This window comes from Mesorhizobium sp. B3-2-1, from assembly GCF_006439515.1.
In the GTDB taxonomy this organism is placed as follows: Bacteria; Pseudomonadota; Alphaproteobacteria; order Rhizobiales; family Rhizobiaceae; genus Mesorhizobium.
In genome coordinates this window covers 61,818-85,670 of sequence record NZ_VFTI01000009.1, presented here as the reverse complement: position 1 = coordinate 85,670, position 23,853 = coordinate 61,818, and the positions used below count along the sequence as shown (strand labels likewise).

The window sequence follows — 23,853 nt, the reverse complement described above, 5'->3', positions numbered from 1 at the left end:
AAAAGGCCCAAGTCCGGGGACTTAGGCCTCAGGTTCAATCGATCTTCTCATCCGCCCTGCGGCGAGTAAGACCGGACGAAGAAATCGTCCGGCTAGTTCATCGTCGGGATGACGAACTCCGCACCATCCTTGATGCCGGACGGCCAGCGCGAGGTCACCGTCTTGGTCTTGGTGTAGAAGCGGAACGCGTCCGGGCCGTGCTGGTTGAGGTCGCCGAAGGAAGACGCCTTCCAGCCGCCGAAGGTGTAGTAGGCGATCGGCACCGGGATCGGCACGTTGATGCCGACCATGCCGACCTGGACACGGCTGGCGAAGTCGCGCGCCGCGTCGCCGTCGCGGGTGAAGATGGCAACGCCATTGCCCATCTCATGGTCGTTGGCGAGCTTGAGGGCATTCTCATAGGTCGGCGCGCGTACCACGGACAGCACCGGCCCAAAAATCTCTTCCTTGTAGATGCGCATGTCGGGCGTGACATTGTCGAACAGGCAGCCGCCCATATAGTAGCCGTCCTCATAGCCCTGCATCCTGAAGCCGCGGCCGTCGACGACCAGCTTGGCGCCTTCCTTGACGCCGATGTCGACGTAGCCCTTGACGCGCTCCAGCGCCTGGGCGGTGACCAGCGGGCCGAAATCGGCGGCCGAATCCGTCGACGGGCCGACCTTCAGGCTCTCGACGCGAGGGACGAGCTTCTCCATCAGCCGGTTGGCGGTGTCGTTGCCGACCGGCACGGCCACCGAGATCGCCATGCAGCGCTCGCCGGCCGAGCCGTAGCCGGCGCCGATCAGCGCGTCGACGGTCTGGTCCATGTCGGCGTCGGGCATGATGATCATGTGGTTCTTGGCGCCGCCGAAGCACTGCACGCGCTTGCCAGCCGCACAGCCGCGCGCATAGATGTACTGAGCGATCGGCGTCGAGCCGACAAAGCCGACGGCCTTGATGTCCGGATCGTCGAGGATAGCGTCGACCACCTCCTTGTCGCCGTTGACGACGTTGAGGATGCCGGCCGGCAGACCGGCCTCCAGGAACAGTTCGGCAATGCGCATCGGCACGCCCGGATCGCGCTCGGAAGGCTTCAGGATGAAGGCGTTGCCGCAGGCCAGCGCCGGGGCAATCTTCCACAGCGGGATCATCGCCGGGAAGTTGAACGGCGTGATGCCGGCGACGACGCCGAGCGGCTGGCGCATCGAATAGGCGTCGATGCCGGGGCCGGCGCCGTCGGTGAACTCACCCTTCATCATATGCGGCGCGCCGATGCAGACCTCGACCACTTCGAGGCCGCGCTGGATGTCGCCCTTGGCGTCGGCGATGGTCTTGCCATGTTCGCGCGCCAGGATCTCGGCCAGTTCGTCATAGTCGCGGGCAACCAGTTCGAGGAATTTCATCAGCACGCGCACGCGGCGCTGCGGATTGGTCGCGGCCCATTTGGGCTGCGCCGCCTTGGCGTTCTCGACCGCCGCGCGCAGTTCCGCCTGCGAGGCCAGCGCCACCGTGCCGCGCACGGTGCCGTCCATCGGCTGCATGACGTCCTGCTTGCGGCCGCTGGTGCCGGCGACACGCTTGCCGCCGATGAAATGACCGTAGTCGATCATGATTTCTCTCCCTTTGTTTGTGATGGCAGCATTGTCCGCCTTTGCGGCGGCGAAGGCAACGCGAGGGAGAACGCAACCGTTGTGCGGAAAATAGATAACAAGCAAGGCCTGTCCATCAATTGCCGCAAATGGTAGGGATTCTCATCATCGCTGGAATGGTTATGTTGAGTTCCGTGGCGCCCCCCTCTGTCCTGCCGGATCATCCCCATGAATTGGGATGACGTCCGCATCTTCCTCGCCGTGGCGCGCGCCGGCCAGATCCTTGGCGCGGCGCGGCGGCTGGAGCTCAACCATGCCACCGTCTCGCGCCGCATCGCGGCCCTCGAGGAAGCCCTGAGGACGAAACTCTTCCGCCGGCTGACCACCGGCAGCGAGCTGACGCCGGCCGGCGAGCGCTTCCTCGACATCGCCGAGCGCATGGAGGGCGACATGATCGCCGCCCGCTCGACCATATCAGGCGAGGGCGACGATGTTTCCGGAACCGTGCGCATCGGCGCGCCCGATGGCTTCGGCGTCGCCTTCCTGGCCAAGCGGCTGGGCGAACTCACCACCCTTCACCGCGAACTCACCATCCAGCTCGTGCCAGTGCCGCGCTCCTTCTCGCTGTCGCGGCGCGAGGCCGATATCGCGATCACCGTCGAGCGGCCGACCGAAGGCCGGCTGGTGGCGGGAAAGCTGGTCGACTATTCGCTCGGCCTGTTCGCCTCTCGCGCCTATGTCGACGCGCATGGCCTGCCCAAAACCGCCGCCGAACTCGGCCAGCACACCCTCATTGGCTATGTGCCGGACCTCATCGTCAGCCCTTCGCTCGATTATGCCGCGGAATTCAGCGCGGAATGGCGCACCAGTTTCGCCATCTCCTCGGCACTCGGCCAGGCCGAAGCCGTGCGCTCCGGCGCCGGCATCGGCATCCTGCACACCTTCGTCGCCCGCTCGATGCCGGAGCTGGTGGCCGTCGATGTGGTCGCGCCCATCCGCCGCGCCTACTGGCTGGTCTATCACGAATCGGTCAGGCCGCTGCGACGCGTCCAGATCGTCGCCAGTTTCATCACCAAGGCGGTGGAGCGGGAACGAGGCCTCTTCCTGTAGAAGCGCCGTCACGGCAAAAACACGGCCCAGGTCCCCACACGCCGTCTTTTCCTTGCCACAAAACCAGCCAGTGTGGCATCAGGCATGCGGCCTCGGCCATGAGAGGCGGGGCGCCGGGTGGGAAATCTTTCAGAAAGCTGGCGCGGATAGATATGCGAGCCGTTCTTGCCATCCTGCCGCTGCTGTTCGTCTCCGCATGCGCCAATCCATGGACAAAAATGCCGGAAGCCGAATTGCCCAAACCGATCCGCTACGTCATGGCGCGTCCCTCGCCTTTCGTCATCGGCAATTACTGCGGTCCCGGCACCCGCACCGGCGATCTGTCGGCCCGGCCGGTCGACCGCCTCGACGCCGTTTGTCGAATCCATGACGCCTGCTACATCGCCCGCCGCAACCATTGCGATTGCGATGGCGCCCTTGTCGCCTCGGCCAGGGCAATCCGCGATGACAGGACGGCGCCCCGCAAGATGCGCAGAGAGGCGGACCTACTGATCGCCACCTTCGCCATCCCTGTCTGCAAGGTCTTTCCGCACGGGTTCATGCCGCCGCGTGACCCGGCGCAGTTGAGCGCGATGAAGGCCGGAGCCGCCGGTTGAACCTCCGCACGGCCGTCATCCTCGCCCTGTTCGGGCTCATCGCCCTTGCCGGTTGTGCCGGTACGGGCCGCAATGCCTGCGACCTCCTGGCGGGACAAGAGGCTTGCGCACGGCCCTCGCTGTCGGCCGGCACGCCCGGGCCGCGGATCGCGGCGGAGCAGTTCTTTGGCAATGACGGCGGCAGCGACTATGAAAAACGGTTCCTGGCGCTGCTCGCCAACAACCAGCTCGGCGCCATGGACCGTGCCAACGGCACCGGCCCGTTCGGGCGCAGCCGCCGCGATGTCCAGAACCGCGATTTCCAGGCGACATATTCGACGCTGCGGCAACTGGCCGGACCCGTCGCCAACGCACATCTGCCGCCGGCCGGCACAGGCAGCGGCGACGGCCATTTCGACGGCCGCTGGCGGGCGTCGCGGCAGACGCTCTACATCGATGCGGCGGCGCGGCCCTCGGCCCCCAAGACTTTCGATTTCTCCGGTCTGCAGGCACGCAGCACCGAGATCGTCGTGCGCCAGGCGGGCGAGCAGCCTGCCGACATCGAGGCCACCTGCGACGGCGCATTGGCGATCCGCGCCGCCGGAGCCTCACGCACCATCGCCGCCGGCTCGGCATTTCGCTTTCGCCTGTCGGGCGGAGACGACACCGTCAGCCTGTTCCCAGGCGACAGCCTGAACCGCTGCACGGCAAGAATCCGCTCCAGCCTTGCCCCGGCCGGCGCGCCACTCACGATCCTGCGCGAAGAGACCGCGGATCCGAGGCTCTCCAGCTTCGACAGCCGCTACCAGCGCTGCCCGGTCCCCAACGGCGTCGGCCTCGACGCGCTTGAACGCGCCTTCTATGCCAGCCGCTGGCTGTCGCAGACCTGCGCCTTGCCGATCGGCGAGCCCAAGCTGCTGCGCAAGTCGAGAGACGGCTTCAACGCCAAGGTCGAGGCGCTACTGGGCGCGCCGCTGTCGGATGCGGCAATAGACAGAGGCGACCCCGAGCTGCCGCTCGATTTCTCCAGGGCGCCAAGGCTGAAGCTGATCTATCTGTCCTCGCTCGAATTCAAGGCCGACTTTTCCGGCTGCATCATGGAACGGCTGATCCGCCACCATGCAGCGCTTGGCACCAAGGTCCGCATCATGGTCACCGACGTGCTGGAGCGCGACAAGGACGACGCCATGTTGCATCGCCTGGCGGCCGAATTCCCCAATGTCGAGCTGCAGGAATATCGCTGGCAGGCAGACCATGGCGCGCCGATCGACGAACAGATTTCACAACTGCACAAAGTCCATCATATCAAGATGCTGGCGACGCTGGCGCGGGACCCCGCGCGTTCGCGCGTCATCATCGGCGGCCGCAACATCCATGACGGTTTCCTGTTCCATCAGCCGATCGACCTGTCGCGCTACCCGGACCTCGAGCAATACGGCAAGACCGATGGCTTTTCGCTGAACTACTATTCGAACTGGAGCGACTTCGACATCGAGTTCGCCGACAAGGCGACGGTCGAGACACTCGCCGCGCATCTGTCGACGATATGGCTGCGCGACGCCGACACCAACCTGGCGCGCCCCTTCTCCATCCCGGTCCACGCCGGCGGCCACCCCCGAGGCAATGCCCGGCATTTCATTTCGATGCCCTATGAGGACGACCATGCGCTGGAGGCCTATTTCGTCGAACTGGTCGACGCCGCCCAGCACCATATCCAGATCGTCAACCCTTACCTCAATCTGACGCCGAGCCTCGCCCGCGCCTTCGACAGGGCGCTCGCCCGTGGCGTCAAGATCGACATTGTCGGTCGCATCGACCTCAAGGGCGATATCGGCGGCAAGTTCCTCACCGCGCTCAACAAGCTGTTCGTCGAGAAATATGGCGACCGCATCGACATCCGCGAGTTCAAGGCACCCGACGTGGTGCTGCATTCCAAGATCATGATGATCGATGAAAGGCTGGTCGCCATCTCCTCGGTCAACCTCAACAACCGCAGCTTCTTCCATGATTCGGAGAACGGCATGATGGTGCTCGACCCCGCCTTCTACGCCAGGATGAAGCCGGTCTATGACGACTACCTCGCCCACTCGAACCCGGTTTCCACCAATGTGATGATCCCGTGGGCCTACCGGCTGCTGTTCGACGAGGCGTGGGTCAGGCAGGCGTTCTGACGCGCGGGCGCTATTTCAGATAGCGCTCCTGCGCCAGGGCGCGCACGTCGATGTCGGGCACCCGGTTCGAGATGATGTCGGCCAGCACCTTGGCCGAGCCGCAGGCCATGGTCCAGCCGAGCGTTCCATGGCCTGTGTTGAGAAAGAGGTTGGAAAGTTCGGTGCGGCCGATCAGCGGCGGTCCGTCCGGAGTCATCGGCCGCAGCCCGCACCAGAACGTCGCCTCGCGCATGGCGCCGGAGCCGGGAAAGAGATCGCCGACCGAGTGTTCGAGGGTGCGGCGCCGCGATTCGTGCAGCCTGAGATCGAAACCGGAAATCTCGGCCGTGCCGCCGACGCGGATGCGGTCGCCGAGCCGGGTGATCGCGACCTTGTAGGTTTCGTCCATCACCGTCGACACCGGGGCCAAGGCGGCGTCCTTGATCGGCACTGTTATCGAATAGCCCTTGACCGGATAGACCGGGATCGGCCGCTTCATCCGGCGCATGAAGCCCGCCGAATAGCTGCCCAACGCCATGACGTAGGCATCGGCCCCCTTCCAACCCTTGCTGGTGCTCAGGTTGGCGACCCGATTGCGACTGCGGATGACGCGCCAGATCGTCACGTCGTATTCGAACTTGACACCGCGCGCCACGCAGAGCTCGGTCAGCTTGTCGGTGAACATCTTGCAGTCGCCGGTCTCGTCATGCGGCAGCCTGAGACCGCCGACGAACTTCTCGCGCACCCCGGCCAGCGCCGGCTCGGCCGCGACACAGCCGTCCGGATCGAGGACTTCATAGGGCACGCCATATTTCTTCAGCACCTCGACATCGCCTGACGTGCCGTCGAGCTGCTTTTGCGTGCGAAACAGCTGCAGCGTGCCCTGGGTCCGCTCGTCATAGGCAATGCCCGTCGCTTCGCGCAGCGCCTTCAGCGTGTCGCGGCTGTATTCCGCCAGCGGCACCATGCGCGATTTGTTGATGGCGTAGCGCTCGGCGGTGCAGTTGCGCAGCATCTTGACCAGCCATGTCCACATATGCGGGTCGAAGGCCGGCCGGACCACCAGCGGGCCATGCTTCATCAAGAGCCACTTGATCGCCTTGAGCGGAATGCCGGGGCCGGCCCAGGGCGAGGCATAGCCGGGCGAAATCTCACCGGCATTGGCAAAGCTGGTCTCCAGCGCCGGGCCTTTCTGGCGGTCGATCACCGTCACCTCATGGCCGGCCTCGGCGAGATAGTAGGCCGTGGTCACCCCGATGACGCCGCTGCCCAGCACCATGATCTTCATCATTCACTCCTTACGCCATGTCCTTCACGCCGATGGACACGGCAGCATCTGCGATTTGCGCACGATCACCGGCGAAAATCGATTCGTCTTCGCGACCATGCGCCGTGGCTTTTCACGCCGCCGACGGACCCGGATCGTCGTCTCTCCCTGTCTGCCGCATTCCTGCCGTCCCGCCAAGAGGCCGGATGGAGGTGTCGGCGCTGTAGACGAGGGTCAGGCCGTGCGGCCGCGGTCCTCCGGCGGCGGCTCTTTCCCGGGCTGCCCGCCGCGCGGCTTCCGGCTGATAGAGCACCGCCTTGATCCGGATCGATTCGCGCCTGCCGTCGGGATGCTCGAGCGAGGCCGTCTGGCCTTGCGCCATGCCAAGCATGCACAGCCCGCGTCTGGTTGCCAGCGACAGGCTGGAGCCGACCGGTCCGCGCACTTCGTTCTGCACCAGGGTGCGCGTCTCGGTCGCACCGGCATCGACGCAAAACACCACCCGGCTGTTCAGCGTCACGATATCGGGTTCGACCGACTCGATGGGCACCACGCGGGCATTGGAAAGCTTCTCTTCGATCATCCGGACCATCGGATCCGCGAAGGCCCGTCGGCGCTCGAGCATCACCTCCAGGACGGCGAAATCCTTCGTGGTCAGCCGGCAGCTCCCGCTTTTCATCACCGCCTCCACGATCAGTGCTCGCCGCCGCCGGCGGGCGTATCGACGGCCTCCACGGTCACCGACAGTTTGTGGCCGCCACGACCGCTCCAGCACACCACTTGCCCGATGCTGGCGCCGACAAGCGCCGTTCCCATCGGCGTCAGCACCGAGATCCGGTTTTCGGCAATGTCGGCGTCGCCCGGATAGACCAGCGTGATGCGCTTGATGTCACCGACTTCACCGCGAACCGTGACTGTCGAGCCCATTCGCACCACGCCGGCCGGAATTGCCGCCGCTTCGGTGACCACCGCCCGATCCAGTTCCGCCAGCAGCTCTTCGGCCGTCTCGGCCGTCTCGGGCGCGCGGTCGAGCACGGTCCTGGCCAGGCCGGTCAACCTTTCATGGTCGGTGTCGCTGATCAGAACCTGGGCGGATGGACGCAGTCCCGTTGCATGTTGCATGGCAAACCTCATGGATCGGCGCATCGGACGGATGCGCGCTTACCGCCGCGCTGATGGCGGCCTGATGAAAGCCGGCGGCCGCGGAGAGCGGTGCGGCTTGATGGCGATGGGTGGATGTATGAATGCCCCGGTACGGACGAACGCCGGAAGGCGGCCGCGCCGGGGCTACGATCCCGCGATCGGGCAGACCCTGAACAAGGTTCTGATATAAGCGAGGTTGCTCATGCGCCGAACCTTGCCGACAGACGTCCGCTTGTCAAGCGCGGCCAAACCGCTCAACCGCCGACATAGCGCCGGTGGAAGCGCCTGCCGAGACTGGCCAGGATTTCGTAACCGATGGTGCCGGCATGGCCGGCGGCGTCGTCGACGCTTTGCGAAGGGCCGAGCAGTTCGACGAGATCCCCTTCGCGAAGCTTGCCGGACGGCAAGGCGGAAATGTCGAGAATGATCGAATCCATCGACACGCGTCCGAGGAAAGGCAGGCGCGCCCCCTCGAACCAGGCGGCCGACGCGGACCGGCGCAGCCAGCCATCCGCATAGCCGAACGAGATCGTCGCCAGGCTGAGCGGCCCTTCCGCATGATAGGTATGGCCATAGCCGATGCCTGTGCCTTTTTCGGCGTTGCGCGTCTGCGCCACCTTGGCCTGCAGCCGCACCACCGGCAGCATCGGGTTGGGTTCGGCAGGCGTCGGATTGATGCCGTAGAGCGCGGCGCCGGGGCGGACGAGATCATGATGATAGGACGGCCCGAGAAAGATGCCGGAGGAATTGGCGAGCGAGGCGGGCGCCCCTGGCAGCATGGCGCGCAACCGTTCGAAGGCCAGCCGCTGCTGTTCATTGGCGGGATGGCGCGGCTCGTCGGCGCAGGCCAGGTGGCTCATCACATATCTGACGCCGATGCCGTCGAACGCGCTGCCATCCCGGCCCAGTGCCTCGACTTCGGCTGGTGCCATGCCAAGCCGCGACATGCCGCTGTCGACCTGGATGGCGGCCGGAAGTTTTCGGCCAACGCGATGTGCCGCGGCACGCCAGGCTTTCAACTGCGCGCCACTGTTGACGACCGCGCAGAGATCGGACGCGACCGCTTCCGGCTCGGAGCCCGGCGGCAGTCCGTTCAGCACGTAGATCTCAGGTCCGGCCCCGATCGCCTTGCGGAGCGCGATGCCTTCGGCCAGCAGCGCGACGAAGAAGATGCCGCAGCCTTCTTTCATCAGCGCCGATGCCACTTGGCTCGCGCCGAGACCGTAGCCGTCGGCCTTGACCACGCCGGCGCAGCATGCGCCGCCCAGCCTTGCCTTCAGCCGCCGATAGTTTTCGCGGATCGCACCGAGATCGATGGTGAGAATTGCCCCGGCCGCCGCCTCGCTTACGGCAGCGACATCATCGGGCAGCAATGTTGTGGGGGCGTCGTTCATGGCGACCCTCCTTGTAGCGGATTAGCATCAATAGAACCGACGCGCCGGCGCGGCAACCAAGGTCCTTCAAACCCAGTCGCAACTCGTCCAGCTATGGCACCAAGTGCCGGAACGCCGCCACCACGTCTTCATAGACGCTGCGCTTGAACGGCACGATAAGGTCGGGAAGATCCTGCATCGACCGCCACGACCATTTGTCGAATTCGGCGGTGTGGCCGCCCGGCGGCGGATTGATCTGGATCTCGCTGGTATCGCCATGGAAGCGGAACGCGAACCATTTCTGCGTCTGGCCGCGATACCTGCCCTTGAACGCAATGCCGACGAGATGATCCGGCAGGTCATAGTTGATCCAGTCCGGCGCCTCGGCCAGCAGCGAGACGCTGCGCATGCCGGTCTCCTCATAGAGCTCCCGCTCTGCCGCCTGCAGCGGCTCCTCGCCCGTGTCGATGCCGCCTTGCGGCATCTGCCAGAGCTGCGTCGTGCCGGCGAACTCGCTGTCGGGTTCGGCGATGCGATGCCCGACCCAGACCAGCCCGTCGCCATTGAGGATCATCAGCCCGACACAGGGGCGATAGGGCAGCGTTTCGCGGTCGACTTTTTTTGCCATAAGTAAAGTTCCAGCCGTTTTGAGAATTCGCTCTGGTGAGGCAGGTGGCGAGTGATTTCGAGAACCGGAGCGGAGCGTACTTAAAGTACGCGAGCACCGGAAGCGCAGAAAGCGCCGCCAGGTGCCCACCGGAGTGGAATTATCGAGACGGCAGTCAGCCTTTTTGCGGATCGACAGCCACCGCTGAAATCGGCACGATCTCGATGCCTCGTTTCTTGGCCTCGGCCACCCATGACGACACCGTGTCGACCGTCAGGTCGAAAGCCGAACCGATGCCGACGGCGGTGCCCTTGGCACGCGCGGTCGCTTCGAGACTGTCGAGCTTCTTCAGGATGGCGCCGCGATCCTGCACCGCGTCGATCGCGGTGTCGCCGGCGACGAAGGGCACGCCGTCCTTCAGCGCCATGTCTGGAGCCAGGCTGCGCGCCGACGAGCCGTCGTCGATATAGGCGAGGCCCCTTTTGCCGAGCTCGGCCATGAACGGCTGCATCGCCGCCGCATCGGCGGAAAAACGCGCGCCCATGTAGTTCATGACACCGGTATAGTTCGTCGTCCGCGACAGTACCCAATGCAAGTTTTTCAGATTCTCGTCGGGGGTCGCCGCCACCGTCAGCGTGTTGCGGCCGGGGTTGACGTTGGGATAGTCGAACGGTTCGAGCGGCACCTGCATCACGATCTCATGGCCGCTCTGCCTCGCGGCCTGCATCCAGCGGCCGATGCTGTTGCCCTGCGGCGCGAAGGCCAGCGTCACTTCCGCCGGCAGCTTGGCAATCGCCGCCTGGGTGCCGGTCTGTGAAACCGCGAGCCCGCCGATGACGATCGCCACACGAGCGCCACGCGCGCCGGACCATGGCCGCGCATAGACGTCGAACGGCCGCCGCCCATCGGCGGAGCGCATAGGCAATGGCCCGGTTTCACTGGTTTCGATCAGCGCCCTATCGGGAATATGCGCGATCTTGAGGTTCTGGCCGACGGTCGACGGATCGCGAATGACGATTGCCGCCTTGGGCGGGCCATCGCCTTCTTCCGTCTGTACATGGATGATCTGCGGACTGCCCGTCTTCGCCGGCGTGTCCACCCTGGCCGTCGCCGCCGGGGCCAATGCGGGAGGCGACGCGGCGGGCTCGGCAGCCGCTGTCACTTTCGGCGTCGAAACGGCGACTTCCTGCGGTTTTCGAAACGGCTTTTCCCTGAGCGCGATCGCGGCCGAGACGCCGACCACGGCCAGCACCACCGCGCTCGCCGCGATCACGCCTACGCTGATCTTGCCGGCGGCACGCGGCGCCCGGACAGTCTGTCCAAGCGGGCGTTCGATGTCCTTGCCGATATCAGCCAAGCCCTGTCCCCGGTGCACGGTTCCGAAGACGACCTCCTTCGGGAATACATGCACGAATTCATCAATCCTGGCGCCCTTTGGCGCCGTATCTGGAGGCCCGGTCCTGCCCCCCGAATCAAACTGCCGGAACCTTTCGGCCCCGGCAGCATCGCATTGCTTCGTTCAACCGGCCAGACCGGTTGCCGGCCTTACTGGTTGAGCACGGCCTTTTCCGGATTGGGCGGGAAGGCCGGATCGGTCTTCTTGCCGCGCAGCAGCTGCTCGGCGTAGATGAGCTGCAGATCGTCCTTCGGATCCGGCGGCACATAGGCTGCGGAGCCGGAGCCGGTCTTGCTCTCGTCGGCGCCCTTGATATGGCCCTTGAGGTCGGACTCGCCGCGCGTCAAATCCCTGCCCTGCAGTTCCGGCGGCAACGGCTGGTCGACCTTGATGTCGGGCGTGATGCCCTTGCCCTGGATCGACTTGCCCGACGGCGTGTAGTAGAGCGCCGTCGTCAGCCTGAGCGCGCCATTCTCGCCGAGCGGAATGATGGTCTGCACCGAGCCCTTGCCGAAGGACTGCGTGCCGACCACCGTGACACGGCGCAGATCCTGCAGCGCGCCGGCGACGATTTCCGAAGCGCTGGCCGAACCGCCATTGACAAGCACGATCATCGGCTTGCCGTTGATGTCGTCGGTCTGCTTGGGCTTGGCGTCGAAGCGAGTGACGTCCTTCGGATCGCGGCCGCGCGTCGAGACGATCTCGCCGCGCTTGAGGAAGGCGTCGGACACGCTCACCGCCTGGTCGAGCAGGCCGCCCGGGTTGAGGCGCAGGTCGAGCACATAGCCCTTGAGCTTGTCGTCCGGCACCTGCTTCTTGATGGTGTCGATGGCGTTCTCGAGGTCGTCATAGGTCTTTTCGGTGAAGGAGGTGATCTTCATGTAGCCGATGTCGTTCTCGACCCGGAACTTGACCGCCTTGACCTTGATGATGTCGCGCACGACGGTCAGCTCGATCGGCTTGTCGGCGCCCTGGCGCAGGATGGTCAGCTTGATCGGCGTATTGACCAGGCCGCGCATCTTGTCGACCGCGTCGTTGAGCGTCAGGCCGCGAACCTCCTCGCCGTCGATCTTGGCGATATAGTCGCCGGCCAGCACGCCCGCCTTGGCGGCCGGCGTGTCGTCGATCGGCGTGATCACCTTGACCAGGTCGTTCTCCATGGTGACCTCGATGCCGAGGCCGCCGAACTCGCCCTTGGTCTGCACGCGCATGTCCTGCGCCTGTTCGGCGTTCATGTAGGAGGAATGCGGGTCGAGCGAGGAAAGCATGCCGTTGATGGCGTTCTCGACCAGCGACTTGTCGTCGGGCGGGGTCACATACTGCGCCCGCACCCGCTCGAAGATGTCACCGAAGATCGCCAGTTGCTTGTAGGTCTCCGACCCTGCAGCATTCGCCGCCGACCCGGGTGCGCCATAGACAAGGCTCATGGCGGACGCGCCCATCAGCGCACCGGCAAACAGAAGCGACAGTTTCCGCATCATTTCACGTCCTTCCAGAAAAACGGTCCGCCCACCATGGGGCCGGATCGACGGGTTTTCCATCCTTGCGGAACTCGACATAGAGTTCCGGCGTGGCATTTCCATTCTTCGAAACCGAGGTGCTTGCCACCCGGGCTTCTCCCATCGCACCGACCGGCTCTCCTGCGAGCACTGACTGGCCGGTCGCGACGCTGATTCTGCTCATCCCAGCCAAGACGACATGATAACCGTCGCCGGCATTGAGGATCAAGAGTTGACCATACGAGCGAAATGGCCCCGCATAAAGCACATTCCCATCCGCCGGCGCGGTAACGATGGCTCCCGATTGTGTCGCAACCATGTCCCCAAGCATCAAGGCGCCGTTACCGTCGTCGGCGCCGAACCGGCGTTTGATGCGGCCGGTGACCGGTAGGGCTATCTGCCCCTGCAGCGCCGAGAAAGGCGCCGCCGCGGTCAACCTGTTGCCTTCGGGAACCGGCAGCGATGCCGTCTGGTCGCCACCGGGCTCGGTGCCGCCGGCCTGGCCCGCGGCGGCTGCCTTCGCGGCATCGGCGGCCTTGCGGTTCTTGTCCGCCTGCGCTTCGAGCGAGGCGATCAGATCCTTCAGGCTGCTGGCCCTGGCCGCCAACTGCTCGGAACGCTGCTGTTCGGCAGCCATCTGCGCCTTCGTGTCGGCCTCGAGCTTCTGCTTGGCCTCCAGCAGCATGCCGAGCCGCTTCTTCTCCGCCGTCTGGTCGCCGACCGCAGCCGTCAGCCGCGCCCGTTCGGCCTCGATCGAGGCCGTCACCCGAGTCTGCTCCTTGAGGTCGGCCAGCAGGCCGTCGGTCTGCTGGCGCAATTCCGGCACCACGGCGCCGAGCAGGATGGCGCTGCGCACCGACGAGAGCGCGTCCTCTGGCTTGACCAGGATCGCCGGCGGCGGATTGAGCCCCATGCGCTGCAGGGCACCCAGCACTTCGGCCAGCACGTCGCGCCGCGCCGCCAGTGAAGCGCGGATCTTCTGTTGCTGCCCCTTCAGCCCTTCCAGCTTGGCGCCGATGTCCTCGATGTCCTGGCCAAGCTTCTGTTCGGTCATCGCCGACTGGATGAGGGCAGCGGTGATCGAGGCGTGGTCCTTCTTGACCGCGGCGATATCGGCGGCGAGCTTTGCCAGCCGTTCCGACGACAGCGTTATTTCCTTGGAAACCTGCTCGTATTCGGCGCGGCTCTGGTCCGGATCGGGGGCCATGTCGAGATTGTTTTCGGCCCGCACCGCATGGAGCGACAGAAGCACCGCCGCCGCCGCGATACCGCAGCGCGCGCGCCAGGAGCCCCCGGTCGATGAGCCCGTCGTCGATTTCCAGCCTTCAGCCATTCGCGATCGATTCTATCCGCGGCTTCGTTAACGAATCATCAACCATGTTGGCGCCCGCCACCCCAAACGGTTCGCAATAACGCCCTGCGAACGAAAAGCAGCCTCCCACGGTGAATTTTACGCGGCATTGGGGCTAAATTCGGTGCGACCCGGCGGCTTTCAGGATCTGTGATAGGGATGGCCCGACAGGATCGTCGCCACCCTGTAGAGTTGTTCGCCCAGCATCACGCGCACCAGCTGATGCGGCCAGGTGAGCGCCCCGAACGACATCACCAGCTCGGCCTGGTCACGCAGTGGCGGATCGTGGCCGTCGGCGCCACCAATGGCCAGCACCAGCGCCTTGCGTCCGCCATCGCGCAACTGTCCGATTCGGTCGGCGAAATCCTGCGAGGACAGGCTCTTGCCTCTTTCATCGAGCAGGATCAATGCCGTGCCTGGCTGCAGCTGCGCCTGCAGGCGCGAACCTTCGCCGCGCTGGCGCTCGCTGGCGCTCTGCGCGCGGCCCTCGGCGATCTCGATGATGCCGGCGAATTCGAGCCCCACGGCGGGTCCGCTCTTGGCGAAGCGCTCGAAATAGCGGTCGGCCAACTCCCGCTCGGGGCCGGCTTTCATTCGGCCCACGGCATGAACTGAAATCTTCATCCTCGCCTCTATGAGCCGCTAATGCATGTCACCCAAGGGGAAACCGATTTTGGGACAACGACATGCATCGAAACAAAATCGGCTCAGTGGAGGGTCTCTTCCTCGAGATCCGGCGCCTGCCACATCTTTTCGAGATTGTAGAATTCGCGGACTTCGGGGCGGAAGACATGGACGATGATATCGCCAGAATCGATCAGGACCCAGTCGGCGCCGGAGAGCCCCTCGACGCGCGCGGAGCCGAGGCCGGCATCCTTGAGCGCCTTGAGGAGATGATCGGCGACAGCCGCGACATGACGGTGCGATCGACCCGACGCGACGACCATGTAGTCGCCGAGGCTCGATTTCCCCTGAATGTCGATTGAGACAATATTCTCGGCCTTGGAGTCTTCCAGACTGGCAAGGACTGTCTTGATGGCACGGGACACGGCGTCGTCTACGCTGATCCTGGCCGGCGAAGGCATGATATCGGCCTTCTTCCGCAGTGCTGTTCTCAGTGTATTTCCTTTCGCAGCAAGAACAACCAAATCACCCCTGAAAGCAGGTGACACCCCTTAGATAGGCAGAGTTCCGTTGCAGTTTCAAGACGGAGCCCCAACTCATGCGAACTCGCCGACCGGCATATTGTTCCGCGCGAGACGCAAAACATCGGAACCCAGGCGTTCCGCAGCGGTTATCGGCTGACCGACCAACCGGAATCACGTCATGCCGATCGACCCGCAAAACACCCTTCTCACCGTCCAGGCCGGCCTTGCGCAGATGAGTACGCTGATCGTCTCCTATTCCTTCTCCGCCATCGGCGCCGTCATCCTCCTGGTGGTCGGCTACATCGTTGCCAACCTTGCCGAGCGCTCGATCTCGGCTGGCCTCGGCCATATCCACGGATTCGACGCGACCCTGCGGCATTTCTTTTCCAAGATCGTCCGCTACGCCATCCTGATCCTCGTCGTCATCATGGTGCTCGGCCAGTTCGGCGTGCAGACCGCATCGATCATCGCTGCGATCGGCGCCATCGGCCTGGCCATCGGCCTCGCTTTGCAAGGCACGCTGCAGAACATCGCGGCCGGCATCATGCTGCTCGCGCTGCGGCCGTTCCGCATCGGCGAATCCGTCGAGGTCGGCGCCATTGCCGGTTCGGTCGAGGAAATCGGCCTCTTCGCCACCAAGCTCAGGACCGCCGACGGCGTCTACATACTGGCGCCCAATTCGACGCTGTGGAACCAGCCGGTACGCAATTTCACCCGCAACGGCGTGCGCCGCACCGACATCACGCTCGGCATCGGCTCCTGGAACGACATAGACGGCGCGCAGAAGACATTGCTTGCCATTGCCGGCGCCGAGAAGCGCATCCGCCGCGAACCGGGACCGATCGCCTTCGTGGCCGGGCTCGGCGATACGACCGTTTCGCTCACCTTGCGCTACTGGACCGCGGCTGCGGACTATTTCGCCACCCAGATCGACATGACGAAACGCGCCAAGCAGGCCTTCGACAGCGAGCGCATTTCCATCCCACTGCCACCTCCGGAAGCGCCCGAAGCCCACAAGCAGTAATCAGTCGCTCCTGTGGCGGCCCTCTTCGTCCGGCGCGAAGGCGAGTTCCACCGGCAACGGTGCTTGCGCCGACATCGGCGCGAAACTGCCGGTGGCGGCCGCCGGAACGGGCCGCGCCGCGATCACCCGCCACAATACGAACAGGCAGAATGCCGAGGCGATGACGATGCCGACATAGATGAAGGTTGCCGTGCCGAAGACGGCGGAAAGTACGGTGACGATGCCTGGCACGATGAAGCCGGCGAGCGACCAGGCAAACAGCATCGAACTCGACAGGGCAAGCAGTTCATCCTTCCTGGCGCGGTCGGCGGCATGCGCGCTGGAGAGCGCGTAGATCGATTCCGCCGCCCAGTCCCAGATCAGGTAGATCACCACCAGGGCCATCAGCGCACCGCCGTCGAAGGCGACGGCCAGCACGCTGGCGACGACCGCGAGCGCCGCGGCGCCGGCAAGCACGTAGCGCCGGTCGGTGCGGTCGGAAAGCCAGCCGAGCGGTATCTGCAGGATCAGCGTGCCGACCGGCATTGCCGACAACAGCAGCGCGACATCGGCCTGGCTGTAGCCCTTTGCTGTGGCGTGGATGGGCGCGAAGCCGGAAATGATCATCGACAGGCCGCCGACCGCCAGCATACCGGCGACGCCGACCGGCGAAATCCGCCACGCCTGGCGCAACGCCACCGAAGCCGCCCGCGGCGCCGGCGGCTGGGCAAGGCGCGTCATGCCGACAGGCAGGATCGACAGAGCGGTAAAGGCAATGCCGATCAGCGACGCGGCGGCCGTGTGGATGTCGATGACGGCAAGCGTCGCATAGCCGACGCCAAGGCCGGCAATGTAGGCGACGTAGAACACGGCCATCACCCGGCCGCGTATGGCGTTCGGCAGCGCGTCGTTGAGCCAGCTCTGCGCGACGATGAACAGGCCGCATATGGCAAAGCCGTAAAGCGCGCGTGCGACGATCCACAGCAGCGGGTGCGGCCCGGCGCCGATGGCCGCATTGGACAGCGCGATCAGCGCCGACAGCACCATGAAGGCACGTGCGTGACCGACCCTGCGCACCAGCGGCCCGGTCAATATGCAGCCGGCAAGGCCGCCGGCCGACAGGCCGGTGACGATCAGCCCTGCCCAGGTCGGATCGAAACCCTCGGCGCCGAGCCGAACGGGGATATAGGCGAACATCAACCCGTTGCCGATCGCAATCAGCGCCATCGACACGATGACGCTGGCAATCGCGATCAGCGGCGTGGGTGCACTGCCTTGTTGCGGATCGACTGCGGATTGGGTCTTGGTTTGAATTGCCATGGCCGGCCAGCATCGCTGATTGGCTGGGAAACCACCGCTGTAAAAACGACATGCCGGGCGTCCGAAAAACGCTGGCTCTTCCCGCTCCGGGGAGGCCTTATCCCCTCGCCAGCTTGCGGATCGCGGTCGACGACAGCGAGGAACGCGGACCGTGAATGAAAGTCCAGGCCGGCGCCTTCATCCGCGCAAGCCTTGGCGCATCTCCTTCGTCGATGCGGGCGTAATCGAAGGTCTTGGCGACAACCGACGATAGGAACGACAGCGTGGCGCCCGGGCGGTCGATGACCGCGATCGGAAAGGTGAGCACAATCTCGCGCCAGCGCTGCCAGTGATGGAAATCGCGCAAGCTATCCGCACCCATGATCCAGACGAAGTCGACGCCGGGATTGCGCGCCTTGACCAGAGCCAGCGTGTCGGCGGTGTAGCGCACATTGTGCGCCGCCTCGAAGGCGGTGACCTTGATCTTCGGGTTCTTGGCGATCCGCTCCGACAGCTGCAGCCGTTCGACCAGCGGCGCCAATTCCCTGGCGCTCTTCAACGGATTGCCTGGGGTTGCCATCCACCACAGCTGGTCGAGCGCCAGGCGCCGCAAAGCGATTTCGGCAACCAATGCGTGGCCGGCATGCGGCGGGTTGAACGAACCCCCGAATAGGCCGACGGCGAGGCCTTTTTCGGCGTGAGGCATCTTGAGGTAGCTGGCGGGGGCCGTGGGCTGAGGGGACGAAAGCATGGTGCTAGGCGCCCCCCTCTGTCCTGCCGGACATCTCCCCCCCAAGGGGGGAGATTGGCAGCTTCATCGGCAGCGCTAATTCTACAACGCCGGCGATTGACGAAACCGGTAATGGCAGTCGATCTCCCCCCTTGAGGGGGAGATGCCCGGCAGGGCAGAGGGGGGTCCGCGCGCGCAACGCCTCAGGCTCTAGGAACGAACAGCATCAAGGCCTCACCTGGCCCGACCCGCGCACGCGGTATTTGAACGAGGTCAACTGCTCGACGCCGACCGGCCCGCGCGCGTGCATCTTGCCGGTGGCGATGCCGATCTCGGCGCCCATGCCGAATTCGCCGCCATCGGCGAACTGCGTCGAGGCGTTGTGCAGCAGGATCGCCGAATCGATCTCGCTGAAGAACCGTTCGACGGCCTTCGCGTCCTCGGCGACGATCGCCTCGGTATGATGCGAGGAAAATGTCTCGATGTGGTCGATCGCGCCACGGATGCCGTCGACCAGCTTCACCGCGATGACGGCGTCGAGATATTCCGTCGCCCAGTCGGCATCGGTCGCCGGCTTGGCGTCGAAGAAGACTTTCATCACCTCGGCATCGGCATGGATTTCACAGCCGGCGGCGCGTAGCGCTTCGAGGATCGGCACCAGGTGGGTGGTGGCGACGGCACGGTCGACCAGCAGCGTTTCGGCGGCGCCGCAGACCCCGGTGCGCCGCATCTTGGCGTTGACCGCGATCCGCACCGCCATGTCGAGCTCGGCCGAGCGGTCGATATAGAGATGGCAGATGCCTTCGAGATGGGCGAAGACAGGCACTCGCGCCTCGCTCTGCACCCGCCCGACCAGGCTTTTGCCGCCGCGCGGAATGATGACGTCGAGATTGCCGCCAAGCCCCTTGAGCATTTCGCCGACCGCGGCGCGGTCGGTGGTCGGCACCAGCTGGATGGCATCCTCGGGCAGATGGGCCGCCTTCAGTCCCTCGACCAGGCAGGCGTGGATCGCCGAGGAGGAATTGAGCGAATCCGAGCCGCCGCGCAAGATCACCGGATTGCCGGCCTTGAGGCAGAGTGCGCCGGCATCCGCCGTCACGTTCGGCCGGCTTTCATAGATGACGCCGACGACACCGAGCGGCGTACGCACGCGCTCGATGTGCAGGCCGTTCGGCCGCTCCCACGCGGCGATGACATCACCAACCGGATCCTCGAGCCCGGCAATTTCACGGATGCCGTCGGCCATGGCGCGGATGCGTGCCGGATCGAGTTTCAGCCGGTCCATGAAGGAGCCGGAAAGCCCGGATTCGTGGCCATTCGAGACATCGATGGCATTGGCGTCGAGAATGTCCCGTTCCCGGGCGACGATCGCGTCCGCCATGGCGGCAAGCGCGGCGTTCTTGGCGTCGGTGGTGGCAACGGCCAGCGGTCGGGCGGCTGCGCGGGCGCGCCGGCCGATATCGGCCATCAGCGCCGCGGTGTCGTCCCCGGATTTTTCATGCAGCTTCAGCATGGCTCATCCTCCGCTAATGTCGCCTTCGGCCCGTACTTCGTCGCTGGCGCGTACTTGGTCACTAGCCCGTACTTGGTCGCTAGCCGGTACTTGGTCACTAGAATGACTCACCACAAGATCGTCGCGGTGGATCATCGCCGAACGCGCCTCGTAACCGAGCACCGTCTCGATCTCGGCCGTCTTCAGGCCAGCGATCCTTACGGCATCGGCGGCATCGTAGGCAACCAGCCCGCGCGCGATCTCGCGGCCCTCGGGCGACAGGATCGCCACCGTGTCGCCGCGCGAGAAATTGCCGCTGACCAGTTTGACGCCGGCCGGCAGCAACGACTTTCCCGAAATGAGCGCGCCGATGGCGCCGGCATCGACGGTCAGGCGCCCGGCCGGTTCGAGCTGGCCGGCGATCCAGGTCTTGTAGCCTTTCACCGGATTGGCGCTGGGCTTGAAGAACGTCGCGCGCTCGCCGCGTTCGATCGCCATCAGCGGCGACAGCCGGGTGCCGGAGGTGATGATCATCGCGGTGCCCGCCGCATTGGCGATCTTGCCGGCATCGAGCTTGGTTCGCATGCCGCCGCGCGACAGTTCCGAGGCCGCCGCACCCGCCATCGCCTCGATGTCGGGCGTGATACGGTCGACCACCGGAATGAATTTGGCTTGCGGATCGCGCGCCGGCGGCGCGGTGTAGAGCCCGTCAATGTCGGACAGCAGCACCAGAAGGTCGGCGCCCATCATCGTCGCCACGCGCGCGGCCAGCCGGTCATTGTCGCCATAGCGGATTTCGGAGGTCGCCACCGTGTCGTTCTCGTTGATGACCGGCACCGCCTTCATCTTGAGCAGCGTCGAGATCGTCGCGCGTGCATTGAGGTAGCGGCGGCGCTCCTCGGTGTCGCCGAGCGTCAAAAGGATCTGGCCCGATTTCAGGCTACCCTTGCCGAGCGCGTCCGACCAGGCGCCGGCGAGCGCAATCTGGCCGACGGCGGCCGCTGCCTGGCTTTCCTCGAGCTTCAAGGCTCTCTTGCCGAGGCCGAGAATGGTGCGGCCAAGCGCGATCGCGCCGGAGGATACGACGAGGATCTCGGCCCCGCCCTGAGCAAGCACGGCGATATCGTCGGCGAGCGAGGCCAGCCAATCGCGCTTCAGGCCGCTCGCGCGGTCGACGAGCAGCGCCGAGCCGATCTTGACGGTGATACGCCGGTATTTCCTGAGCGACTGCATGGCCCTACTTTTCCCAGCGCGTCTCGACCGGGGCGGCAATTTGCGCGCGGGCTTCGGCGATCACCGCCATCAGTGCGCGCTGCACCGCCTCGACGCCCTCGCCGGTGACGGCGGACAGAAGCATCGGCGCACGCCCGGCGGCGCGCTTCAGTGAAGCGACCTTCTTCTTGCGCGCGTCGGCGTCGAGCGTGTCGACCTGGCTCAGCGCCAGGATCTCGACCTTGTCGGTCAGGCCGTGGCCATAGGCTTCGAGTTCGGCGCGCACGGTCTTGTAGGCCTTGCCCGGATTCTCCTCCTGCGCCGAGACCAGGTGCAGCAGTACACGCGTACGCTCGACATGGCCGAGGAAGCGGTCGCCGATGCCGACGCCTTCATGCGCGCCTTCGATCAGACCCGGGATATCGGCGATGACGAACTCGCGCGCATCGATGCGCGCGACGCCGAGGCCCGGATGCAGCGTCGTGAACGGATAGTCGGCGATCTTCGGCTTCGCCGCGGTGACGGCGGCCAGGAACGTCGATTTGCCGGCATTGGGCAGCCCGACCAGTCCGGCATCGGCGATCAGCTTCAGCCTGAGCCAGATGTTGAGCTCTTCACCCGGCAGGCCGGGATTGGCGCGCCGTGGCGCCTGGTTGGTCGAGGTCTTGAAATGCTGGTTGCCGAAGCCGCCATTGCCGCCCTTGGCAAGCAGGAAGCGCTGCCCGACGACGGTCATGTCGCAGATCATCGTTTCATTGTCTTCCTCGAAGACCTGCGTTCCGGCCGGCACTTTCAGCGTGACGTCGGCACCCTTGGCGCCGGTCATGTTGCGGCCCATGCCGTGGACGCCGGTCTTGGCCTTGAAATGCTGCTGGTAGCGATAGTCGATCAGCGTGTTCAGGCCGTTGACCGCTTCCAGCCAGACATCGCCGCCACGGCCGCCATCGCCGCCATCCGGCCCGCCGAACTCGATGAATTTTTCGCGCCGGAACGAGACCGAACCGGCGCCGCCGTCGCCGGAGCGGACATAGACCTTGGCTTGATCGAGAAATTTCATTGGATCGCAGTTTCTTTTATTGGCCTTGCGGCATTGCTCTAAACCTTGGGCCTTGCTCTAAACCAAGGCGCGGCGAAGGGCGAGGCCGTTTTATGACGATGGCCGCGTGGGGTTGGCCGGAGATTGCGGGATGAAGCTTGTAACCTACAACATCCAATACGGCATCGGTCTCGATGGACGCTACGATGTCGGGCGAATTGCTGATGCCGTGCGCGGCGCCGACGTGATCGCGCTGCAGGAGGTCACCCGTAACAACCCCAGGAACGGCAGCCGCGACATGGTCGCCGAGATCGGCGAGGCGCTGCCCGATTATTTCGCCGTCTACGGCAGCAATTTCGAGGCCAATATCGGATCGCGCATCGAGGATAGCCGCGCCATCACCACCACCTTCCAGCTCGGCAACATGGTCTTGTCGAAAACGCCAATTCATCTGTCGCGCAACCTGCTTTTGCCGCGCAGCCGCAGCTTCGAGATGATGAACTTCCAGCGCGGCGCGCTGGAGGCGCTGATCGAGACGCCGCTTGGTTTCATTCGTTTCTATTCCATCCATCTCGATCACCGCAGCCCGGTCGAGCGCGCCAGCCAGATACAGTTCCTGCGCCGGCGCCTGTTGAACTATGCGCTCGAAGGCGGCGCGCTATCTGGCGTCGCCGAGATCGGCCTGCCGGAATTGCCGCACCCGGAGGCCTTTGTCGGCATGGGCGATTTCAACATGCTGGCCGGTTCGCCCGAATATGTCGAACTCGCCGGCCGGCCGGATCATGAATTCGGCATGCCGCTGACCGCCGACTTCGCCGTCGATGCCGCCATGCGCCTCGATGTCGCCGGCGAGGATCTCGTCTCCTGGGTCGACCCGAAGGACCCCGCCAACGCCAGCCGCCACAAGCGCATCGACTACGTCTTCACCAGTGCGTCGCTTGCCCGCTCGCTGAAGCGCCTGTGGGTCGACCGGAAGGCGAGCGGTTCGGACCACCTGCCGGTCTGGGTAGAGCTGGGCTGAGCATAAGCCGCCAGTCCAATCGCGTATGAGAAAGCCCCCTCATCCGGCCGCTGCGCGGCCACCTTCTCCCCGAGGGGAGAAGAGACTGACGCCGGCACCAGCGACCTCCTCTCCCCTCGGGGAGAGGTCGGATTGCCCCGAATTGCCCTTCGCAATTCGGTTGGCAATCCGGGCGAGGGGGCTCTTGCTCGGCCGGCCTTCAGGGCAATCATCAAAAGTGGATCCAGTTCCGCAGGCTGGTCCACGTCTTCCTGTCCAGCCGGTAGCGCTCGACCGGCACCTGGCCGGCGACGATCGAGTTCAACATGCCCTGGCCGGCATACTGGAAGCCGCACTTGTGGATCACCCGGCGCGAGGCCGGGTTGATGACCCGGGTCGAGGCATGCAGCACCTGGATCGATGTCTTCTGGAAGGCGAGGTCGACCAGCGCGTGGGCAGCTTCGGTCGCATAGCCGCGCTTCCAGTGGGGCTCGCCGATCCAGTAGCCGAGTTCCAGCCCGCGATCGGTGGTGTTCAGCCCGGCGCAGCCGACGAAGGTATCGGTGCCGGCCAGCGTCAGCGCATAGGCAATGCCGGCGCGTCGCGCCTTGGTCATGGCGAGGAAAGCGCGAGCCTCTGCCTCGCCATAGGGGTGGGGCATGCGCGCCAGCATCTCGGCGACGTGACGATTGTCGGCAAGCTCGACCAGTTGCGCGATATCCCGCTCATCGGGAGCGCGCATCACCAGCCGCTCTGTGACCAGCACCGGGCAATCTATCGCGTAACTTTCGTCTTCTGAGTCTTCCGCTTCGGCAACCATTTCAACGTCCTCCAGGCAAAGAAAAAGGGGAGATGGAAACCCATCTCCCCTGATCCTTTTCCTGGCTTTGCCAG

The 23,853-nt window shown here is 65.0% G+C and carries 22 protein-coding genes; 5 read left to right on the top strand and 17 right to left on the bottom strand.

Annotated elements, in window-relative coordinates:
- Window positions 1-92: 92 nt before the first annotated feature.
- A complete protein-coding gene (locus tag FJW08_RS11775) occupies window positions 93-1,589 on the bottom strand; it encodes a CoA-acylating methylmalonate-semialdehyde dehydrogenase (RefSeq protein WP_140810685.1) in 1,497 nt (498 codons plus the stop codon).
- A 207-nt stretch (window positions 1,590-1,796) separates the two neighbouring features.
- On the opposite strand from FJW08_RS11775, the gene FJW08_RS11770 reads away from it, so the two are divergent.
- The 3 genes from FJW08_RS11770 to FJW08_RS11760 all read left to right on the top strand — a co-directional run bounded on the left by FJW08_RS11770 (window position 1,797) and on the right by FJW08_RS11760 (window position 5,424).
- Window positions 1,797-2,678, top strand: coding sequence for a LysR family transcriptional regulator (locus FJW08_RS11770; RefSeq protein WP_140810684.1), 882 nt, complete (start codon window positions 1,797-1,799; stop codon window positions 2,676-2,678).
- 152 nt (window positions 2,679-2,830) lie between these two features.
- The gene (locus FJW08_RS11765; protein WP_140754854.1) at window positions 2,831-3,274 is read left to right on the top strand and encodes a hypothetical protein; all 444 of its coding nucleotides are present in this window, start codon (window positions 2,831-2,833) and stop codon (window positions 3,272-3,274) included.
- On the top strand, window positions 3,271-5,424 hold the full coding sequence (locus FJW08_RS11760) for a phosphatidylserine/phosphatidylglycerophosphate/cardiolipin synthase family protein (RefSeq protein ID WP_140810683.1): 2,154 nt from the start codon (window positions 3,271-3,273) through the stop codon (window positions 5,422-5,424). Before FJW08_RS11765 ends, FJW08_RS11760 begins: the two co-directional genes overlap by 4 nt.
- A gap of 10 nt (window positions 5,425-5,434) precedes the next feature.
- Here the strand turns inward: FJW08_RS11760 and FJW08_RS11755 are convergent, their stop codons facing one another.
- The 10 genes from FJW08_RS11755 to rsfS form a co-directional block, all read right to left on the bottom strand.
- A complete protein-coding gene (locus FJW08_RS11755; protein WP_140810772.1) occupies window positions 5,435-6,691 on the bottom strand; it encodes a D-amino acid dehydrogenase in 1,257 nt (418 codons plus the stop codon).
- Between the two features lie 112 nt (window positions 6,692-6,803).
- Complete coding sequence (locus FJW08_RS11750) at window positions 6,804-7,349, bottom strand: GreA/GreB family elongation factor (RefSeq protein WP_140810682.1); 546 nt, start codon at window positions 7,347-7,349, stop codon at window positions 6,804-6,806.
- A gap of 14 nt (window positions 7,350-7,363) precedes the next feature.
- Window positions 7,364-7,792, bottom strand: coding sequence for a nucleoside diphosphate kinase regulator (gene rnk, locus FJW08_RS11745; protein WP_140810680.1), 429 nt, complete (start codon window positions 7,790-7,792; stop codon window positions 7,364-7,366).
- Window positions 7,793-8,067: 275 nt separating this feature from the next.
- Window positions 8,068-9,207: an alanine racemase gene (gene alr / locus FJW08_RS11740; protein ID WP_140810679.1), complete on the bottom strand. Its 1,140-nt coding sequence runs from the start codon at window positions 9,205-9,207 to the stop codon at window positions 8,068-8,070.
- Window positions 9,208-9,298: 91 nt separating this feature from the next.
- The gene (locus tag FJW08_RS11735; RefSeq protein ID WP_140810678.1) at window positions 9,299-9,814 is read right to left on the bottom strand and encodes an RNA pyrophosphohydrolase; all 516 of its coding nucleotides are present in this window, start codon (window positions 9,812-9,814) and stop codon (window positions 9,299-9,301) included.
- Between the two features lie 154 nt (window positions 9,815-9,968).
- Complete coding sequence (locus FJW08_RS11730) at window positions 9,969-11,150, bottom strand: divergent polysaccharide deacetylase family protein (protein ID WP_140810771.1); 1,182 nt, start codon at window positions 11,148-11,150, stop codon at window positions 9,969-9,971.
- A gap of 188 nt (window positions 11,151-11,338) precedes the next feature.
- Window positions 11,339-12,670, bottom strand: a complete 1,332-nt coding sequence (locus FJW08_RS11725; RefSeq protein WP_181182903.1) for a S41 family peptidase — start codon at window positions 12,668-12,670, stop codon at window positions 11,339-11,341.
- 1 nt (window position 12,671) lies between these two features.
- Window positions 12,672-14,021 (bottom strand): murein hydrolase activator EnvC, encoded by a 1,350-nt coding sequence (locus FJW08_RS11720; protein WP_140810677.1) that lies wholly within the window; start codon window positions 14,019-14,021, stop codon window positions 12,672-12,674.
- 159 nt (window positions 14,022-14,180) lie between these two features.
- Window positions 14,181-14,663, bottom strand: a complete 483-nt coding sequence (gene rlmH, locus FJW08_RS11715) for a 23S rRNA (pseudouridine(1915)-N(3))-methyltransferase RlmH (protein ID WP_140810676.1) — start codon at window positions 14,661-14,663, stop codon at window positions 14,181-14,183.
- Between the two features lie 83 nt (window positions 14,664-14,746).
- Window positions 14,747-15,124, bottom strand: a complete 378-nt coding sequence (gene rsfS, locus FJW08_RS11710) for a ribosome silencing factor (RefSeq protein ID WP_140754872.1) — start codon at window positions 15,122-15,124, stop codon at window positions 14,747-14,749.
- 241 nt (window positions 15,125-15,365) lie between these two features.
- On the opposite strand from rsfS, the gene FJW08_RS11705 reads away from it, so the two are divergent.
- Window positions 15,366-16,211, top strand: coding sequence for a mechanosensitive ion channel domain-containing protein (locus tag FJW08_RS11705; protein WP_140810675.1), 846 nt, complete (start codon window positions 15,366-15,368; stop codon window positions 16,209-16,211).
- Here the strand turns inward: FJW08_RS11705 and FJW08_RS11700 are convergent, their stop codons facing one another.
- The 5 genes from FJW08_RS11700 to obgE all read right to left on the bottom strand — a co-directional run bounded on the left by FJW08_RS11700 (window position 16,212) and on the right by obgE (window position 21,980).
- On the bottom strand, window positions 16,212-17,510 hold the full coding sequence (locus tag FJW08_RS11700; RefSeq protein ID WP_140810673.1) for an MFS transporter: 1,299 nt from the start codon (window positions 17,508-17,510) through the stop codon (window positions 16,212-16,214).
- Window positions 17,511-17,607: 97 nt separating this feature from the next.
- The gene (locus FJW08_RS11695; protein WP_224615371.1) at window positions 17,608-18,240 is read right to left on the bottom strand and encodes a nicotinate-nucleotide adenylyltransferase; all 633 of its coding nucleotides are present in this window, start codon (window positions 18,238-18,240) and stop codon (window positions 17,608-17,610) included.
- Between the two features lie 205 nt (window positions 18,241-18,445).
- Window positions 18,446-19,732: a glutamate-5-semialdehyde dehydrogenase gene (locus tag FJW08_RS11685; protein WP_140810672.1), complete on the bottom strand. Its 1,287-nt coding sequence runs from the start codon at window positions 19,730-19,732 to the stop codon at window positions 18,446-18,448.
- Between the two features lie 3 nt (window positions 19,733-19,735).
- Entirely contained in the window at window positions 19,736-20,944 is a 1,209-nt protein-coding gene (gene proB, locus FJW08_RS11680) for a glutamate 5-kinase (protein WP_140810671.1), read from the bottom strand.
- Window positions 20,945-20,948: 4 nt separating this feature from the next.
- Window positions 20,949-21,980, bottom strand: a complete 1,032-nt coding sequence (gene obgE / locus FJW08_RS11675) for a GTPase ObgE (RefSeq protein ID WP_027141722.1) — start codon at window positions 21,978-21,980, stop codon at window positions 20,949-20,951.
- A gap of 130 nt (window positions 21,981-22,110) precedes the next feature.
- Here obgE and FJW08_RS11670 point away from each other — a divergent pair, with 130 nt between their 5' ends.
- Window positions 22,111-22,980, top strand: coding sequence for an endonuclease/exonuclease/phosphatase family protein (locus FJW08_RS11670; protein WP_140754882.1), 870 nt, complete (start codon window positions 22,111-22,113; stop codon window positions 22,978-22,980).
- A 211-nt stretch (window positions 22,981-23,191) separates the two neighbouring features.
- Here FJW08_RS11670 and FJW08_RS11665 read toward each other — a convergent pair whose 3' ends face one another.
- Window positions 23,192-23,779 (bottom strand): GNAT family protein, encoded by a 588-nt coding sequence (locus FJW08_RS11665; protein WP_140754884.1) that lies wholly within the window; start codon window positions 23,777-23,779, stop codon window positions 23,192-23,194.
- Window positions 23,780-23,853: the final 74 nt, after the last annotated feature.

Coding starts and splice junctions, on each gene's coding strand:
- FJW08_RS11775 (WP_140810685.1), bottom strand. CDS start 1,589: ATGATCGACTACGGTCATTTCATCGGCGGCAAGCGTGTCGCCGGCACC.
- FJW08_RS11770 (WP_140810684.1), top strand. CDS start 1,797: ATGAATTGGGATGACGTCCGCATCTTCCTCGCCGTGGCGCGCGCCGGC.
- FJW08_RS11765 (WP_140754854.1), top strand. CDS start 2,831: ATGCGAGCCGTTCTTGCCATCCTGCCGCTGCTGTTCGTCTCCGCATGC.
- FJW08_RS11755 (WP_140810772.1), bottom strand. CDS start 6,691: ATGAAGATCATGGTGCTGGGCAGCGGCGTCATCGGGGTGACCACGGCC.
- FJW08_RS11750 (WP_140810682.1), bottom strand. CDS start 7,349: ATGAAAAGCGGGAGCTGCCGGCTGACCACGAAGGATTTCGCCGTCCTG.
- rnk (WP_140810680.1), bottom strand. CDS start 7,792: ATGCAACATGCAACGGGACTGCGTCCATCCGCCCAGGTTCTGATCAGC.
- alr (WP_140810679.1), bottom strand. CDS start 9,207: ATGAACGACGCCCCCACAACATTGCTGCCCGATGATGTCGCTGCCGTA.
- FJW08_RS11735 (WP_140810678.1), bottom strand. CDS start 9,814: ATGGCAAAAAAAGTCGACCGCGAAACGCTGCCCTATCGCCCCTGTGTC.
- FJW08_RS11725 (WP_181182903.1), bottom strand. CDS start 12,670: ATGATGCGGAAACTGTCGCTTCTGTTTGCCGGTGCGCTGATGGGCGCG.
- FJW08_RS11720 (WP_140810677.1), bottom strand. CDS start 14,021: ATGGCTGAAGGCTGGAAATCGACGACGGGCTCATCGACCGGGGGCTCC.
- rlmH (WP_140810676.1), bottom strand. CDS start 14,663: ATGAAGATTTCAGTTCATGCCGTGGGCCGAATGAAAGCCGGCCCCGAG.
- rsfS (WP_140754872.1), bottom strand. CDS start 15,124: ATGCCTTCGCCGGCCAGGATCAGCGTAGACGACGCCGTGTCCCGTGCC.
- FJW08_RS11705 (WP_140810675.1), top strand. CDS start 15,366: ATGCCGATCGACCCGCAAAACACCCTTCTCACCGTCCAGGCCGGCCTT.
- FJW08_RS11700 (WP_140810673.1), bottom strand. CDS start 17,510: ATGGCAATTCAAACCAAGACCCAATCCGCAGTCGATCCGCAACAAGGC.
- FJW08_RS11695 (WP_224615371.1), bottom strand. CDS start 18,240: ATGCTTTCGTCCCCTCAGCCCACGGCCCCCGCCAGCTACCTCAAGATG.
- FJW08_RS11685 (WP_140810672.1), bottom strand. CDS start 19,732: ATGCTGAAGCTGCATGAAAAATCCGGGGACGACACCGCGGCGCTGATG.
- proB (WP_140810671.1), bottom strand. CDS start 20,944: ATGCAGTCGCTCAGGAAATACCGGCGTATCACCGTCAAGATCGGCTCG.
- obgE (WP_027141722.1), bottom strand. CDS start 21,980: ATGAAATTTCTCGATCAAGCCAAGGTCTATGTCCGCTCCGGCGACGGC.
- FJW08_RS11670 (WP_140754882.1), top strand. CDS start 22,111: ATGAAGCTTGTAACCTACAACATCCAATACGGCATCGGTCTCGATGGA.
- FJW08_RS11665 (WP_140754884.1), bottom strand. CDS start 23,779: ATGGTTGCCGAAGCGGAAGACTCAGAAGACGAAAGTTACGCGATAGAT.